At 37.1% G+C, this 16,530-nt stretch carries 19 protein-coding genes and 2 riboswitches; of the genes, 6 read left to right on the top strand and 13 right to left on the bottom strand.

Annotated elements, in window-relative coordinates; genetic code table 11:
- Positions 1-80 precede the first annotated feature (80 nt).
- Positions 81-182, bottom strand: a riboswitch (purine riboswitch).
- A gap of 79 nt (positions 183-261) precedes the next feature.
- The 7 genes from ACTJKA_RS15075 to ACTJKA_RS15045 all read right to left on the bottom strand — a co-directional run bounded on the left by ACTJKA_RS15075 (position 262) and on the right by ACTJKA_RS15045 (position 5,479).
- A complete protein-coding gene (locus ACTJKA_RS15075; RefSeq protein WP_017359825.1) occupies positions 262-462 on the bottom strand; it encodes an NETI motif-containing protein in 201 nt (66 codons plus the stop codon).
- On the bottom strand, positions 459-1,013 hold the full coding sequence (locus ACTJKA_RS15070; RefSeq protein WP_008344300.1) for a DUF2179 domain-containing protein: 555 nt from the start codon (positions 1,011-1,013) through the stop codon (positions 459-461). Before ACTJKA_RS15070 ends, ACTJKA_RS15075 begins: the two co-directional genes overlap by 4 nt.
- Positions 1,014-1,317: 304 nt before the next feature.
- Complete coding sequence (locus ACTJKA_RS15065; RefSeq protein WP_407968904.1) at positions 1,318-2,115, bottom strand: hypothetical protein; 798 nt, start codon at positions 2,113-2,115, stop codon at positions 1,318-1,320.
- Positions 2,116-2,332: 217 nt separating this feature from the next.
- Positions 2,333-2,515: a YezD family protein gene (locus ACTJKA_RS15060; protein WP_008344304.1), complete on the bottom strand. Its 183-nt coding sequence runs from the start codon at positions 2,513-2,515 to the stop codon at positions 2,333-2,335.
- Between the two features lie 18 nt (positions 2,516-2,533).
- Positions 2,534-2,695 carry a hypothetical protein gene (locus ACTJKA_RS15055; RefSeq protein WP_008344307.1) on the bottom strand — a complete coding sequence of 54 codons (162 nt, stop codon included), beginning with the start codon at positions 2,693-2,695 and terminating at the stop codon, positions 2,534-2,536.
- A 206-nt stretch (positions 2,696-2,901) separates the two neighbouring features.
- Entirely contained in the window at positions 2,902-4,227 is a 1,326-nt protein-coding gene (locus tag ACTJKA_RS15050) for an NCS2 family permease (RefSeq protein WP_035703624.1), read from the bottom strand.
- Between the two features lie 145 nt (positions 4,228-4,372).
- Positions 4,373-4,474: riboswitch (purine riboswitch) on the bottom strand.
- Between the two features lie 126 nt (positions 4,475-4,600).
- Positions 4,601-5,479 (bottom strand): LysR family transcriptional regulator, encoded by an 879-nt coding sequence (locus ACTJKA_RS15045; protein ID WP_046342856.1) that lies wholly within the window; start codon positions 5,477-5,479, stop codon positions 4,601-4,603.
- Positions 5,480-5,579: 100 nt separating this feature from the next.
- Here ACTJKA_RS15045 and ACTJKA_RS15040 point away from each other — a divergent pair, with 100 nt between their 5' ends.
- Positions 5,580-6,767, top strand: coding sequence for an MFS transporter (locus tag ACTJKA_RS15040; protein ID WP_052320604.1), 1,188 nt, complete (start codon positions 5,580-5,582; stop codon positions 6,765-6,767).
- Between the two features lie 18 nt (positions 6,768-6,785).
- On the opposite strand, the gene ACTJKA_RS15035 is transcribed toward ACTJKA_RS15040, so the two are convergent.
- Both ACTJKA_RS15035 and ACTJKA_RS15030 read right to left on the bottom strand, forming a co-directional pair.
- Positions 6,786-8,231, bottom strand: coding sequence for a DUF4179 domain-containing protein (locus tag ACTJKA_RS15035; protein WP_052320603.1), 1,446 nt, complete (start codon positions 8,229-8,231; stop codon positions 6,786-6,788).
- A complete protein-coding gene (locus tag ACTJKA_RS15030; protein ID WP_440607827.1) occupies positions 8,200-8,745 on the bottom strand; it encodes a sigma-70 family RNA polymerase sigma factor in 546 nt (181 codons plus the stop codon). The genes ACTJKA_RS15035 and ACTJKA_RS15030 overlap by 32 nt, the downstream gene beginning before the upstream one ends.
- A gap of 179 nt (positions 8,746-8,924) precedes the next feature.
- Between ACTJKA_RS15030 and ACTJKA_RS15025 the strand changes: the two genes are divergently transcribed.
- On the top strand, positions 8,925-9,098 hold the full coding sequence (locus tag ACTJKA_RS15025; protein WP_050827016.1) for a hypothetical protein: 174 nt from the start codon (positions 8,925-8,927) through the stop codon (positions 9,096-9,098).
- 44 nt (positions 9,099-9,142) lie between these two features.
- Here the strand turns inward: ACTJKA_RS15025 and ACTJKA_RS15020 are convergent, their stop codons facing one another.
- Positions 9,143-9,712, bottom strand: a complete 570-nt coding sequence (locus ACTJKA_RS15020) for a hypothetical protein (RefSeq protein WP_440607826.1) — start codon at positions 9,710-9,712, stop codon at positions 9,143-9,145.
- A 134-nt stretch (positions 9,713-9,846) separates the two neighbouring features.
- Here ACTJKA_RS15020 and ACTJKA_RS15015 point away from each other — a divergent pair, with 134 nt between their 5' ends.
- The 4 genes from ACTJKA_RS15015 to ACTJKA_RS15000 all read left to right on the top strand — a co-directional run bounded on the left by ACTJKA_RS15015 (position 9,847) and on the right by ACTJKA_RS15000 (position 12,156).
- Positions 9,847-10,422, top strand: coding sequence for a GNAT family N-acetyltransferase (locus ACTJKA_RS15015; protein WP_079919688.1), 576 nt, complete (start codon positions 9,847-9,849; stop codon positions 10,420-10,422).
- A 15-nt stretch (positions 10,423-10,437) separates the two neighbouring features.
- Positions 10,438-10,890, top strand: a complete 453-nt coding sequence (locus ACTJKA_RS15010) for a LytTR family DNA-binding domain-containing protein (protein ID WP_035391468.1) — start codon at positions 10,438-10,440, stop codon at positions 10,888-10,890.
- A 5-nt stretch (positions 10,891-10,895) separates the two neighbouring features.
- Positions 10,896-11,306: a hypothetical protein gene (locus ACTJKA_RS15005; RefSeq protein ID WP_052321115.1), complete on the top strand. Its 411-nt coding sequence runs from the start codon at positions 10,896-10,898 to the stop codon at positions 11,304-11,306.
- A gap of 94 nt (positions 11,307-11,400) precedes the next feature.
- Entirely contained in the window at positions 11,401-12,156 is a 756-nt protein-coding gene (locus ACTJKA_RS15000) for a CPBP family intramembrane glutamic endopeptidase (RefSeq protein ID WP_052321114.1), read from the top strand.
- A gap of 563 nt (positions 12,157-12,719) precedes the next feature.
- Here ACTJKA_RS15000 and ACTJKA_RS14995 read toward each other — a convergent pair.
- The 3 genes from ACTJKA_RS14995 to ACTJKA_RS14985 all read right to left on the bottom strand — a co-directional run bounded on the left by ACTJKA_RS14995 (position 12,720) and on the right by ACTJKA_RS14985 (position 16,482).
- On the bottom strand, positions 12,720-13,310 hold the full coding sequence (locus ACTJKA_RS14995) for a DUF6037 family protein (protein ID WP_135226964.1): 591 nt from the start codon (positions 13,308-13,310) through the stop codon (positions 12,720-12,722).
- A 285-nt stretch (positions 13,311-13,595) separates the two neighbouring features.
- Positions 13,596-15,479: an ATP-binding protein gene (locus ACTJKA_RS14990; protein WP_135226963.1), complete on the bottom strand. Its 1,884-nt coding sequence runs from the start codon at positions 15,477-15,479 to the stop codon at positions 13,596-13,598.
- A complete protein-coding gene (locus ACTJKA_RS14985; protein ID WP_205687773.1) occupies positions 15,466-16,482 on the bottom strand; it encodes an SIR2 family protein in 1,017 nt (338 codons plus the stop codon). Before ACTJKA_RS14985 ends, ACTJKA_RS14990 begins: the two co-directional genes overlap by 14 nt.
- Positions 16,483-16,530 lie beyond the last annotated feature (48 nt).

Raw genomic sequence — 16,530 nt, 5'->3', positions numbered from 1 at the left:
GCCCGGTTTGTATTGCATTGTTAGGAAGCAACACAAACCGGGCCATGGTAAGCGCTGTTCGCTTTTAAAACGCCATGTCAGTTTTGTTCACTATCCTGCATAGTCCAGTCATTTACGGTAACTGGGTAGAAACTTATGGGCCATATTCCCAAGATTATATGAGGCTCGTGTTTTGATTTCATGTTTATCTTAACAACGGATGTTCATGATGTCAACGGATTTATCGAACAATCTATGAAGTCGTCGTTTTAATGTTCGGATTTAGAGTATTTTTCCCTCAAATACGATTTTTTTCCCAATCGGAATGATCTGAATCGACCCATTTTCCTTCTTTTCCTGAAAGATGGGCTCCTCCATTCGTCGGACAGGTGAGTAGCCTTCCTCTGCCATCTGGGACAACACTTGTTCAATCGTCATGTTGTCTTCCACGTAGAATTTCTTTTTCTTTGGTTTTGCGGTCATTCTTTAATTCTCCTTTTCTTCACAGCCTTCACCCAGAAGCCGCCATGAATCGTTTTGGGCTCATACGAAATGATAAACGCCTTTGAATCAAGCGTTTTAATCGTTTCATATAATTGCAGTTCATATTTTCTCGGTGTTAAAATTTGCATCGCTGACCGGTCTCCTTCAAGACCTCCTACTACCCAGTTGGTGACGCCATATCCTTTTTCTCTCAATTGTTTTGGGAGATCTAGATCGATTTCTTTTGTAATCACGTTCACAGTAATGTAGCCAAGTGCCAGCTTCTCTTCAATTTTCATCCCGACAATGATTCCAATTCCATAACCTAGCGCATACGCAATGACATTTTGTACTTGATCTAAGTTATCTAATACGATACTCAAACCAATGACATAAATCAGCATCTCGACAGTACCAGCAAAAGCGGCTGCATACCTTCTGCCTTTCATTGTTAAAATTAAACGCATAGTGGAAAAAGAGACATAGACAATGTTAATCACTAAAATAATCAAAACCATGGTGAACGCATTGGATAAAAGTTGTTGAAGCACGATTCGAACCCCCTGCACTAAAAATCAAATAAAGCACCCCATATTCTACTAGAGAACAAACCTTGATACAATCAAATTTGCGCGAGAAAAACACATATATCTTTCGACAACAAGGGGTGGTCTTTGTTACCAAGAGTTTACCCGTTTTTTCCTCTTCTCAACATGAAAAACCTCCTTTTTCAAAAGGAGGCTTTAGATGGTTGATAAAGGGCTAAAATATACTTTATTTTAACCCTTTGTCTTTTTTCAGCGTGATAGAAGGCCTTTGAATTTTAAAAAGACCGAGTACACGCTGAAACGTGTTTTATCCAAACCGAACTGGAACAAGTGATGGGATCAAATACTCTCCGACAATGCCCCATAAAAGGGCAATGATGACGAGCTCAATCAACAAAAAGACCCAGCCGGCATACATCAAGTCTCCCCGTACAGCATCTTGATCTGATTGAATGGAGCGGAAGAGCACAATGGCAATCAGCTGAAGACCGAAAAACATCATGACGGATAAAATCACCGTTACATATGGAATATTCAGCATGGCAAATACAAGCCAAAGGATAGATAAAACCAAAACCGGCACAAGCACGGCACCGAACTTCATGATCACTTCTTTCAGCGAGATGTTTCCTTTCAGCATGTACTTACCGAGCACCCAAACCGTCAGCATCATCAGTGTCAACAAAATGAGTGTAAAGACCGCTACCTTTAAAAAGGCGTCACCAAAAGAATAATGAATACCAAAACCTAATAAACGGGTCTTTGACGCCTTTAATTGAACGTAGTTGCCTAAAGCAAAAAACACACTGAACAACACAATTGAAATCCAGGCGTACTTCATGCGTAAAGTGTCCGCTTGATGGATCGCACGACTCGGTGATTTTAACATCGCGAGCCCATATGAGCCATAGCGCTTAAACGCACCTCCTACACCTCTTGCAATGCGCTGAATTGCTGAACGCTCTTCATCAGCTGGCTTAGCCGTTCTTCCTCGTTTTGCAGCACTGCGGCTGAGGCGGGACTGCCTCGTTTCTTGATCTATTGATGGCTCTTCGTTTTCGTTTTTCGTTTCAGATGTGACCTGCTCTTGATCTTTCTCTAACATCCCATATCAACTCCTATCTCAGACAATCCGCACAGGCTCAAGTGACCTGTCCGAATGACTCCTATTAAAGTAGCGGAGTCTCTCTATTCAGTCAAGATTCCTTGACGTTCATACGAATAGACGGATAAAAGAATGAAGAGGTTTTAAATGGAGAGAAAATAAGACAAAACAAAAAAGCTGATGACTGGATCAGCTTTTCATCATCTTTCATCACTTTTCATGAACGATAGCGCCCCTGCTTTGCTTTCTGAATCCGAAGATTCTCCTGGTGTGCCGGGAAACGAGTCTTTTCTGTCGTATCGACTTGTGTAATTTGTCCATTATGAATGGTGATCACCACCGACCCGTATTCAATCCCTTTTAAGGCAGATAAAATAAAATTCAGCTTTTGTTCATCCATCGCTCATCCCCCATCCCACTAATTTTGCTTGCGCTCTTTTAAATAGAGAACCTCATTTTCCAGCTCATGAATCGTATAATGCATGAGCGCTTCATGTTTTTCTTCATGCCCCCATAAAAGGAGCTGCTCAATCAATACCTGCTTTTTCCGCTCAATCACCTGCCTAAGCCAGCGTGACAAGTCATCCCCTCCCGTTATGATGAATGCAAGAAAAAAGGCACTCTGAACCCTTCTATAGAAAAAAGGAAATCAAAGCGCCTTTGGTGATCCAATCAGCGAATTATGTCTTTTTATCATAAACACATAATTCCTATAAGTCAACTATGTTTTTAAAATTTCCCTACAAAAAACAGCAGCCTCCATGAGCTGCTGTTTCAGACAAACCATTAATGATTTAAGAAAGCAAAATATAGAATAAAGATGACAAACAGGCCGTACATAATTGGATGCACTTCTTTTGCTTTTCCTTTAAAGATCATGGTGATCGGGTAGAAAATGAAACCAATTGCAATCCCTGTCGCAATACTATATGTGAGTGGCATCATAATCATGGTTAAGAAGGCCGGTACCGCAATTTCAAAACGATCCCATGCGATCTTTGCAAGAGGTGCTACCATCAGTGCACCGACAATGATTAAAGCAGGTGCTGTTACATTCGGTGTCACGACAGATAAAAGCGGCGAGAAGAACATCGCAAGTAAGAAGAAAATACCTGTCACGACAGCTGCAAAACCAGAGCGGGCACCCGCAGCAACACCTGAACTTGATTCAACATAAGACGTCGTCGTTGATGTACCAAGAACAGAACCGACGACGATAGAAGAAGAATCCGCCAGAAGCGCTTTTCCTGCACGCGGCAGCTCATTATTTTTCATTAAACCAGCTTGTGTCGCCACAGCCACAAGTGTACCAGCTGTATCAAAGAATCCAACGAATAGGAACGTTAAAATAACCACAAGCATTTGAATGGAGAAGATGTCTGGCAAGTGAATCAAGGCTTGACCAAAGGTTGGAGACAAGCTTGGAATGCTATCTACAATTTGAGATGGAACTGGCACAAGACCAAGGATCATCCCAGCAATAGCTGTCACAAGCATCCCAATGAAGACACCTGCATTCACACGAAGAACCATTAAAATGACAGTCACAACGATTCCAAATACCGTTAATAGGACAGGACCACTATGAATATTCCCGATCGATACAAGCGTATTATCGTTATTGGCAATAATGCCAGAGCCTTGAAGCCCTACAAATGTAATGAACAAACCAATCCCTGCACCAACCGCCAGCTTCAGCTCAGATGGAATGGCATTAATGATTTTTTCACGAAAACCTGTTAAAGAAAGAGCAACGAAAATCAATCCTGACACAAACACACCGGAAAGTGCTGCCTGCCAGGAGATTCCCATACCAAGAACAACTGAGAAAGCGAAGAACGCATTCAGTCCCATACCTGGTGCAATTGCAATCGGGTACCTGGCGATCAATCCCATCAGGAAACAACCTGCCGCAGAAGCTAACGCTGTAGCTGTAAAGACAGCCCCCTGATCAATTCGTAATTTATCTGGAAAATCCGGTACTGCTACTAAAGCAAGTGTGATCGGATTGACAAACAAGATGTAAGCCATCGACAAAAATGTCGTTAAACCGCCGATGATCTCTCTGCGATAATTCGTACCTAACTCATCAAACTGAAAAAACTGTTTCAAAGCCAACTGACTCCCTTCATGTCCTTTTGCTTTAGTCTGCCCCATTCACAAGTCAAATAAAAAACGCCCCAACAGTTTTTGGGACGCTTGACTACAATGTGAATTCAGACCGTGACATCAAACAAGAACAATGCATGATTTATATCAAACGAGTGTGAATTGACGTAGTCAAGCCATTTACGGTAGCTTGGTAGAAACTTGCGGGCCATATCCCCGCCATTATACGACTTCTATCTATTTGATTTCTGTGTCTATTGTACCAACTTCATTTTTAAAACACAATACAAAAAGCGAACATTTTTCAAAGAAATGTCCGCTTCATTCGTCTTATTACACGAATTTGGAAAATCACATCTAGTTCTTTATACACCCATCACTGAATTCTGGCAAAAACCGTTTCTGCTACATCGAAAAATGCCTTCACAGCAGGAGAAGCTTGCGTGAGCGATGGACAGGCAAGCGCCACCTCACGATGATGCGATACATTCAGATGACTGATCTGCACAAGTTGCTGCGTTTTTAGGAATAACTCAGGACCTATCGTCACACCAAGTCCTTCACCAACCATGCGGGCAATGGTCGTACAATCATGCACTTCAAATAAAATAGACGGCTTGATTTGCGCCTCTGAAAAAATATCCTCTACATGGGATTGATACATGCCAGTTGGCATAATAAATGGTTCATCTGCTAATTCTTCCATGTCTACAATTGGCTGCTGCTTAAAACGATGATTTTCGTGATAGGCGACCACCATTTTATCTTTCATAAGTGGCAATAGATCAAACGCTTCATCCGCTTTACCTTTTACAACAAACCCAACATCAATAATGCCAGAATCGAGCCACTCCAATATTTCTTCATATGTCCCCTCATAGAATTTAAATTCAATCTTTGGATGCTTTTTCTGATAGCTCACAAGTAGCTTTGGCAATAAACAAGCGGATGCACTGGCAAAAGTTCCAATCCGAATCAAGCCAGATTCAATATTTTTGGTGAGCGCAATTTCCTGCTGAATTTTCTCTACTCGATTTAGCACTTCTCTTATATGCGGAAGAAGGGTTTCACCGGTATCTGTCAGCGTGATGCCCTTTTTTCGGTCACGCACGAATAAAGACACGCCCCACTCCGTCTCTAAACTTGCCACCGCATGACTCACGGCAGACTGTGTCATATTTAATGCTTCAGCTGCAGCAGTAAAACTGCCTAGCTCGACCACCTTAGCCATCGTCTCGAATCGAACAAAGCTCATGAGTATTCACTCATCCCTTTCATGAAAAACATCAATTTTACTTATGTTAGCACGGAATTTAAAATAAATACAACGTTTCAACATAAAGGAAGGGTTCAAAATGAAAAGTACATCTTATCCATTGCTCATATTTCTTTTAGCCGTCGGTTCTTTCGTCACAGGCACTTCAGAATTCGTCGTATCAGGCATACTGGACATCATTTCTGACGATCTGCGCATCTCCATCCCGGTTGCGGGACAGCTCATCACCATCTATTCTCTTTTTTATGCCGTGGGTGCCCTCTTTTTAGTCATGGCCACATCAAAATTGAATCGAAAAAAGGTTCTTTTATCGGCAATTTCCATGTTTATAGCAGGGAATGTGCTCGCCTTTTTTAGCCATCACTTTATGCTGCTCATGCTCTCGCGGGTCATCATGGCCATGAGTGGCGGCTTATATATTGTGCTCGCAACAAATTACGCAGCGCAGCTCGCCCCGCCAGAAAAAAAGGGGAGTGCGATGGCCACGGTGATCACTGGATTTACAGTTTCACTAGTACTCGGTGTACCGATTGGAACATTTTTAGCAGGATATGTAGATTGGCATGCCATTTTTCTCATCATTGCATTAGGGACCGCTTGTCTCTTGTTTCTTCTGTATCGATTATTACCGCCTATGGAGGGACATTCCCATGTACCATTCAAACAGCAAATTCAAATTCTTCAAGACCGTAGGGTGTTAAGCGGATTAGCCACGACAGCCTTTTGGATTTTAGGGTACACGATGGTATTTGCTTACATTTCGCCATTATTGCGACAGACATCCGGATTTACACTTGAACTGACAAGCATTGCCTTGCTTGTCTTAGGCATCTCCGCTTTTATTGGCTCGCGCTTTGGTGGATACGCTGTCGATCAATGGGGACCAAACCGAACCATTTCAATCAGCATCACGGTTCAGATGCTCATGCTCTTTGCATTATCCTTTACACAATTTTCAGTAGTTGGCGTCTTCATCACGCTCGCCATTTGGGGCACCGCCACATGGACAACAACACCAGCCAAGCAATTTTATCTCATCTCCCTAAAACCCGAAACATCAGAAACCGTGCTGAGCTTTAATACAGCAATTATGAATATCGGCATGATGCTTGGATCGTCTATTGGCGGTGTGATTATACAGTATACAAATGTAACGAATTTAAGTTGGATTGGCGGGTTAGCTAGTTTTGCTGCGTTGATGTTGATCAGGTATTCGTTCAACCGTCATCGACTGGCGGAACAACAGACAAAAAGCGAACATGTGTAATCATGTTCGCTCTTTTATTTATTGACTAGCTTTTGAAGTTTCTTTTTTGACTGGAATGGTTACGGATATTTCTTTTTTCGGTGCCAACAGATTCAGATCTGACAAATTAAGATAAAGCCCATAATCCTTAAATGAAAAATGGTTTAACGATAGTTTTTCTAACTCCTTCACATCAAAATCAAAGGTGGATTGCATAGAAGCTGTCTGTAGATTGGTCACCTTTGCATCGTTCGCCTTCAAATAATATCCATTTTCATAATTTACTTCAGGGTCTGGCCATGATTTCATCTTTTCAACATCACCTAATCCTATCCATTCCCCTGCATTCTTCATCACACCTTCATCTAATTCTTTCTGGCCTACTCCAGTAAATTGATAATCTACTATCACAGAACGGCCTTTTTGCTCAATTTTATTAATTTTAATCCCAATCCCATAATGCTTTGTCTGGAACTGAATAGGCAGCTTCGTCTGGAGGGGAATGATTTTACTTTCTTCATGTTCTACCCATAAAGCAGTGAAAAATGTTAGTTCTGTTGCCTTTGGATCGATTGGCTGATTTAAGATTGTCATATGATTTATCCTAGTTTTTTTGTTTGAAAGTTGTTTTTCCTCAAATCTTGTCCCAGTCTCCAGTCTGTACTTATTTCCTAAATTATCTCTCATTCTATCTATTAAAATCTTATCATCTTTTGCGACACCATTGTAATCAATCGCATATTGAATCACAGAGGAATTCACTCCATTTTCCACCTTGATATCTTTCACTTGATAACGTCCATTTAAAATAGATACTTCTTTTTGTCCTGCTAATAAGGTGGTTTTTTGCTTAACCACAGGCAACTCAAAGCGCCAATTCCCTACAATATCTCCAATTTTCGAAATCACGAGTTGTGCTTTTTGACCTTGTTTAATCGTCTGTCCATTTGTAAAGAATTCCATTCGTCCAGCATATCGACCATCTTTTAATTTTTTCAACTCGGGACTATCTATATTGGGTTGAAAATTTTCATTGATTTGATCTGAATCAATCTTGATCGGTATAAAATCTTCTTTTGTATGAAAATTCTCCACAGTAAACGTATAAACAAGCCGCCCTGCATCATAATACACACTGTTTACTTTCACAGTAACCCCTCTTGATTCAGCCCCCTCATTCACATGCTTCACCAACTCACTCTGAAAAAGAGACATTCCTACTTTATCGTGAAACATCATATATAACTGTCCAACCAATGGCACTCGAGCCATCGCTGTATTAAGAGAAGGAAAAAGGAAGCCTGATGAAAAATAAAGAACGATTAGTACGATGGCAGAATATATTGGCGTTCTCCAATTCCATGTGAACCACCGTCTTTTCTTTTCCGCTTTCACATCTCCCATTGCTTGACGAATTGCAGAGGTCAATTCAACTTTTGGTACATCAATCTCTTCATAAAGCTTTTTCATTTCTTTTCGTTCCATCGACACTCTCCTCCTTCTCCAATGTTTGCTTTAATAACTTTCTTGCTCGATACAAATGAGTTTTGACCGTTCCTTCGGGCACACCCATCTGTTCAGAAATCATTGAAATCGAATAATCTTGAAAATAAAATAGCTGAATCACGAGCTGATATTGCTCATCTAATACATCTAGTGCATTTTTTAAATCGAGCTTGTCTTCCAAAAAATCATGCCGCTCAACGCTCTCATGATGCTGTTCAAACGGAACAACATCTTGCTGCTTTTTCTTCATCGCAAAAATCGTATGAATCAAAATCCTAGTCAGCCATGTAGAAAAATAAGCCGGTTCTTTTAATCCATATAAATGTTTAAATGCTTTCATGACCGTCTCCTGAACAGCATCTAACGAATCCTCTTTATTTCTTGTATAGAGAAAAGCCGTTTTATATAAACGCTCTTGATACATCAGCATTAATGTCTCAAATGCCGGGACATTCCCTTTTTGTGCTTTTTTAATTAGACGCACTTGCTTCATCTCATCCACACCTCCTACACCTGTTAGAGCACACTTTCTCACAAACGGTTTCAACAAACAGAAATTTCTTTTACTCAACATATGTCGGACAAAAATAGAGAAAGTGAAGGATAGGCCGCAAAGATCGTATTGAACTTTCGATATAATGGAAGAAATATCTACAAAGAGGAGGATATTGATTGTTTTTATTTGAAGAACCCACGTGTGCTAGCTGTCAGAAAAAAATAGAAGGTAACGAAGAAGTGTACGTTAAGCTGGTCTATCCAAAGAGACGAGGGATGACAGAGGTGAAGGCTTGGCTGAGAAATGAAGGGGTTTTTTATTGTAAGGCATGTTATGAAAAAACAACATAAAGACGAGCACTTCAATAGAATGCTCGTTTTTACTTTCTACTATTTCACTCCCGCTTACTACGAAGTTCAATGAGTGCTAGTTTATTGTCATTGAAAAAGAACTCTAGAATGATACCGTTTGATTGATCTTGATATTGTATACCTTTGCTATACCCTTCGACAAACCAGAGCTTCTTGAATTGCTCTCCATATGTTTGTATCACAGATGAATAATCTTCTCCTATTTTAACTCCCTTAGATGTTTGAAGATTTTTCTGTTTTGACTGATTGTAAATAGATGTTACTCGATGATACTGATCAACTGATACGACAAAATCTTCATTTTCTTTTTCCATGTAGACCGTCTGTTTTTGATGAGAGAATTGAGAATTCTCAACAAACTGATGATCTCCCTTAAATGTTTGACCGATCTTAAAATGACCTATCGATTCATCTGTTAAAGTGATAGAGTGAAAATTAAAAAACATTGCTATCCAGACAACTAGTATGGCTCCACCTAAAACAGAACCTATTATCACTAACACCTTAGAACGAATGGCACCTTTTTTAAATAAATAAATCATTAAAGATACGGTGATCATCATGATACAAATCATGATCAGAAAAATGCCCATTTTTTTTATCCTCTTTTTTGTAAAATTCGAATGTACATGATTACCCCAATGATAAATTCATATTATATCAGAGCAGTCCACAAATTGTGCCAATACAGGTATAATTTAAATAAAATAAACTATAGGAGATACATATGACTAGACATAAACTGATATTTCCACAATCATTTCCAACGATACAGACCGAAAGACTGATCTTAAAACAAGCAACGATCGCAGATGCCGAGGATATGCACTTCTACTTATCCAATGAAACCGTGTGCCGCTATATGGGCATTGATGCACATGAAACCATCGAAGACACAAAAGGAGAAATCAAGTGGTATGACAATATCTACAAAAAACAAACAGGCATCCGCTGGGGAATTTCTTTAAAAGATAACCCTACCATCATCGGCAGCTGCGGCTTTCTCAATCTAGAAAAACAGCACCGCCGTACGGAAATTGGCTATGAATTACACCATGATCATTGGAGAAAAGGCATCATGAATGAAGCGATTACTGCGGTGTTGCGGTATGGATTTCAGGAGATGAACTTGAATCGGATTGAAGCGATCATTGATCCAGCTAATACGTCCTCTGTTCAATTATTGGAGAAGATACATTTTGTACAAGAGGGTTTATTAAGAGAGTATGAATTAGGTCAGAAGGGATTCGATGATGTGTATATGTATTCGATTTTGAAGAGAGATTACGAAAAATCCTATTAAACAGAGGAGAAACAAATGAAAACGGATATTCATTTCATCCAAAAGCCGCAACCAGAGTATGTTTCTTTTCACATTTATGAACTCAATCCAGCGATTGAAAAACTTGTCCAGCAAGTGGAGCAGTCAGCTCCCTATTTCTTAGCACAAGAACCCACGAAAGAAAGAGTGAAAAAGGTCTATTATCACGACATTTTATATATAGAAAGCGTTGATAAAAGATCGTTCTTGTATACGTCAGATGGAGTGTTTCTCTTAAAGGAAAAGTTATTTGAACTTGAAAAACAGCTTGAAGCGCACGATTATGTCAGGATTTCAAAATCGATGATTCTAAATATAGATTCTATTGCCGCTATTTCTCCTAAAACAAGCGGTCGTTTTGAAGCAAAGCTTACAAATGAGGAAAAGGTGATGATTTCACGTTTTTATATCCAATCATTAAAAGAGAAACTTGGGTTACGAAGGAAGTGAACAGGATGAAACGTTATATCACAAATCTTTTGATCACATTTTGTATAATCTTTACTGCACTCGTATTGATTTACTGTTTCACGTTTGGAACGATGCCCATCTATATTTTACAAGCCATCATGTTCAATTCCTTTTTTTCAAGCGCCCTGACCTTCTTGCTATACCCAAAACAAACATACAGCCATCAACGGATTCTTTTTCAACAAATTCTATATATCGTCCTTGTGATGTGTATGATTATGACCACCATCATTATTGTGAGCGGTCAAATCAGCCCCCTTTCGTTTATCGTGAATTTCCTTGTGGTCATGGCTTTATTCTTTGTGATCAAGTACCTATTGTATAAAAAAGATCAAGCAACCGCTGAGGAAATCAGCGATCTTTTACAGCAGCGAAAGAAACGAACAACATCTTAATATGCATCTTAGGGCTAAATATTGACATGTTAGGAAGATTTCATTGTGACTTCTGCATGATTCCACTACTCTGACATTAGAGGGGGAATCAACAATGAAACCAATCACAATCATTCGAAAATCAGTACTTCTACTGCTCTTTTCTTTAATCATCCCAACAAGTGCAGGTGTCTATTTATCCATCAAAGAAGTCACCGACCCGATGACCATCTATCTCATCAATGGCTGCGCCATGCTAGCTGGGTGTCTTTTACTTCTATTCATTATTCAAAAAAGTCGTTTTCACTTGAAAGAAATAGGTTTTCGAAAAGGCTCTCTCGGTATGTGGATATTTCCGATCCTGATCATCGAGGCCATTCCGTTTATTGCTGGATTAAATAAGGATCTAACCCTTTCTTCCTTTCTAGCACTTTGTTTCTTCATGGTGTGTGTCGGTCTTTTTGAAGAAGGAATCTTTCGAGGCATTCTGTTTCAATATTTAAAACAAATCAACTTGCGCACTGCCATATGGGGCTCCGCCGTACTATTCGGCCTTGGTCATGCTGCGAATCTACTAAGCGGAAAAAGCATCACATTAACAGTGGCACAAATCTTATTCGCCTTTTTATTTGGATTCGTTGCAGCTGAAATCGTGGCACTCACAAACAGCCTGCAATGGGTGATCTTATGGCATGCCGTTCATAATATCGTGGATCAAATGACAAATGGGCAAACGCCTGTCGGAATGCAAATGCTTTTACTTTCGGTTCAATGTGTCATTTTGCTTGTTCTTGCGGTGGTGTTGTGGAGAAGATTAAAAATGCGAACCATCGTCAATAAATTTATTTTCTACAATGATCGAATGCAGTAAGCAGGAGAAAAGAATTGATACGGCTTACTTTCACAAAATTATTTCACTCAAAGATTTATATAATAGATATGATGACCTTCTAGTAATTCTGTATTTGATTATTAGTAAATATAATAGAATAAATTATTAGATGTTACTTGAAACTAGTGACAGAAATGATATATAACGCCTTTTCCTATGTATCGCTTTTATCTATTCTTTATGAGTTAAACAGGCCATAAATAAACCACTTAATTCACATCTAATTTAGATGATATAGGTAGAGATACGTTGGAAAAAATCTGAATAGTCGCAAGTGTTTCAAGGAACTCTATAAGGTTAAAAGAACAAAAAAGCTACTATGGAGAGATAAAAATAGTCTGAAATATATTAATCTCAGGGTTAGATTTTGCTTTATGTGATAAACTTATTCCAAAGCACTCGATTTCAAATAACACATTATCTCTGTAATTGATCTATTCTCGTCAAAACCTTAGTTTAACTCAAACTAGATGTTTATATTTTATTTTGCATCTAAGTTAAAAATCATTAAAAAAGGCGTAGTATCATCGCCTTTTTTTAATTTACGATTTATTTTTAGGGAAGTCTCTCATTGATTTACCTGCGTACTTAGGATTGTCTGTCCAGCCACTACTTATGTTCCTTTCTTTACACGTTCGATAAGCTTCTTCTCCAATTAACAATCTTGTTTTCTCTAAATTTTCAGGTTTGGCGTTAGATTTAATACCATCATGAGGAATCCATTTTAAAAAATAAATTTTATTTTCTTCTTCAGCAATTTTTCGATAGGGAGCAATATCTGCGGGAACAAGACGATCATTTTCTGATATATTATGAGGAACTCTGTCATTAATATGATTTAGAAAAGCATTAGTGCTAAATTTATTATTATCATCTCTCTTTAAACCTAATATCTCACATAATCGATAATACTTATCTTTTTCTATGTAAGAGTTAACTTTAAAACCATGTTTAACTTCAAATTCTAAATAAAAATTCTTTCCTCTAGCTGCTAATATTAATTTAAATGGGGATTTATCAACAAGAAAAAGGCATTTGAATAGTACTCCCTTAAAAAAGAATTCAAATTTAGATCGATCAATATTTTTAATTTTCATATCCTTATAAAGTAATTTCAAGTTATTTAATTCCAAACAGTCTACCTCCTATTTTATTAAAATCATTACGTTTATATTTTTACGTTTTAATTCCTTGAAAGGTTTCATTTGCATATATTTGGACTGAGCACCAAAAACCGAAAAAGCCAATTCCTTATATTGAAGGAATTGACTTGGCCAAAGCACCACAATTTTATATTTTTTGTCACATAGGGCATAAATTGAATTATAATGTCTAAAATTAAATTATACTCTGTAGATAAATTTTTAGTATATTCTTTTATCTGCTATATTTCATCTTTACTACAACTTTATACTATTTTACGTTTCAATCCACAAATTAGTAAGCTTGATATCATCACTAGCTGGCCGGAGTGATTTCTCTTTATCAACTTTTACGAATACAGGAACTTGCATAGCATTACCTGTTATAATCGCTTCACCTTGTCCTAGACTAGGAATCATCTGATACGAACTTTTATCAAGTGTAGGCATAGTGTTCTCAAGCATTCTTAAATCTTTCTCATTCACTAAACGATGAATCAAATAATTATGTGTTTGTGAAAGAATCGTGGGTGAAATATCTGCGGGCCTCTGACTGGATAAAGTTAAGTAAAAACCAAACTTTCTCCCTTCTTTAATAATTTCTTCAAAAATAGTTAATCTATAATCTTGCCAGTCATCTCCATTATTCTTATACTCAGAATTTAAAATGTTATGAGCTTCATCAATAATTAAGTGTTTAGTTTGATTAACACTGTTTCCCGAAACTATTTTTTTTTGCTCATCATATATCATTTTAGATAATAGCATAGGGATTAAACGAGTGATTTCTTGATTTGCATGGACAAGTGAAATAATATTTATCATTTTATAATCGTCGATAGCCTCATCTTTTACTTCAATAACTTTCTCAAGACTCTGAAAAGATGAATTGATTCGGCTAAACAACGGATTTAAATGTTCACGATTTACTTTACCCCAAGCAGTTCGATGGACCCGCTGAAATTCTAAAAATATTTTCAATTGGTTTAGTGGTGTAATTTCCATACGCCTAAAACACATAGTAAGACTTTCAGATATTGCATGAATTTTTGATCTATTAAGAGAATCTTGCGAAATTCCCTCTTCGGAACCACTATTGAACCAGATTTTTAATGAGGGAATACTATAATCCCCAGTATTATATTGTACAATTTGGTCTAATTCTGAAAACAGCGAGGAGTCTTGCAAATAGTTTTTTGCTGTGTCTATCCAGTCTTGCAAACTATCCTGATTAGCAGACTTGCCAGATGTTAATATCTTCTTAAGAGTTCCTGTTGCATATACACCAAAACAAAAATTGGTCTCATGAGAAACTTCATTAAATCTGGTTATCGAACTTCTTAGAAAAGGTACTTGTGTAGCCGGTCTTGCATCAAAAAGGATTGATAGAATGTCTGCATCAAAAAGGTACTTCTTTTTAACTGGTAATTTTCTCCCTTCGCACAGATTCCGAGTATTAATTTCAAAGATTTCTTTGTCTTCTTCATCAACACCAAAAACCCCTTTTTGAGTAGCTCCATCAATTTTTGATGATGAATATTCTCCATTAAAATCAATTACAAAGAATTGAGATTTATTTATCATTTGATTATAAAATTTCGATCTAAACAGCTCCAAATATAATTTATGCAAACTATTAGACTTTCCACTTCCTGTGTTCCCAAATATACCTATGTGAGAAGCAAAAAACTTATTAATTGATAATTGAATTGGTTGATTTTCTAAAATTGATTTTCCAATTTTAATTGTTGATTCATTATTTTCAATTCCATAAATAATTTTCAACTCTTCTATACTAGTGAGAGAGACCTCATTACCAATCATGGGTACGTATTGACTTGTTACTTGAAATTTCCCATCTTCAATGACTCCTTTAGTTTTCACAGAAACAATTCTATTTATTGAATTTTTAGAATATCTGTTATCAAATTCAGTACTTTTTATTGAGTTTTGTTGATCAATTACTTTCTCATTTGAAACAGTTACTATTATTTTAATCTCATTTTGATTAATAGTAAGATAAGCTCCAATTTTTGGTCCTGCCAATATTTCACCATACCAAATGAATTCTGCGTCATTTGACATGCTGTACATTCCAACTTGTGATACATCACTATCAACAGAAGTAATTACTCCTAATTTTTTCTTAGGACTTTCCATCTTTTAAGTCCTCCAACCTTATACCAGAAAATAGATCAGTTAAATTTATTAAGTTAAAACTGTGCCAGATCTCTTCATCATTAATTATGTTTTTTGTTTTATATTCATCACAGAAATTTTCAGGAGTTAAAATAGTAAAATTACTTCGTTCACCCTGCCATCCTAAATTTGATAAAAAGGTTGCTCTATCATTATCACTGAACCCAAAAACATACACCATTAATTCTGGGTTTTGAATAGCTCTTTTAACCATCTTTGCAATATGCTTATCTTGAAAAGAAAATCCAATTACAAATAAAACTGCTTGTGGCTTATCTAGCTCTAACTGAAAAACCCTAAGCATCTCATGAAAATGATTATTATAAAACGTCTCTTGTTCTTCATAACCTGTGGGTTTTACAATAAGTGGATTATCAACAACACTATTTCTAATATACACTGAATCATTATTTATTTCCCAATTCATAGAACCATGAGGTTTTATTAGTGTAAGTGATGGTATTTCATTTGTATAATTATCGTTTAATCCCTTATACGATACAGTTCGATTATAATTAGAGCCATCAAGTTCTCTTTCAAAGTAACCACTAGCACCATCATTAACCACAAATCTATAATTTTTTAGTACTTTGTCAAAAGCTTTCTCAATGAATAAATCATAGTTTGTCGTAAAAAGATTTGCTGTACGAGAAGTTTGCCTTGAATTTGACATGTTAAGTATATCTATTATGGTTGAAAGAAAATTTATATAATTATTCAATGTAATAGATATTTCGCTACATTCTTCAACATTATTTAATAAATCTTTACTTACTGCTTTAACTTTTTGTTTTAATTTTTCATTTCTTTTTTCATAATCTTTCTCATCAATCATTCCCATTAAAGGTATAGCAGGTAAGGAGTTACCTGAACCAATTAAAAAATTTAACTGCTTTGTAATAGCCATTTTTCTAAGTGTTTTTACTAATTCATCATTGTTATTACTCATCCGTTCGTCAACCATATTGCCCTCCTACTCGACTACTGATTACCAGATTACTACAATTATACA

It is taken from the genome of Bacillus sp. 22190 (assembly GCF_052045575.1).
Lineage (GTDB): Bacteria > Bacillota > Bacilli > Bacillales > Bacillaceae > Bacillus > Bacillus altitudinis.
This window is presented reverse-complemented; position numbering and strand designations above follow the sequence as displayed.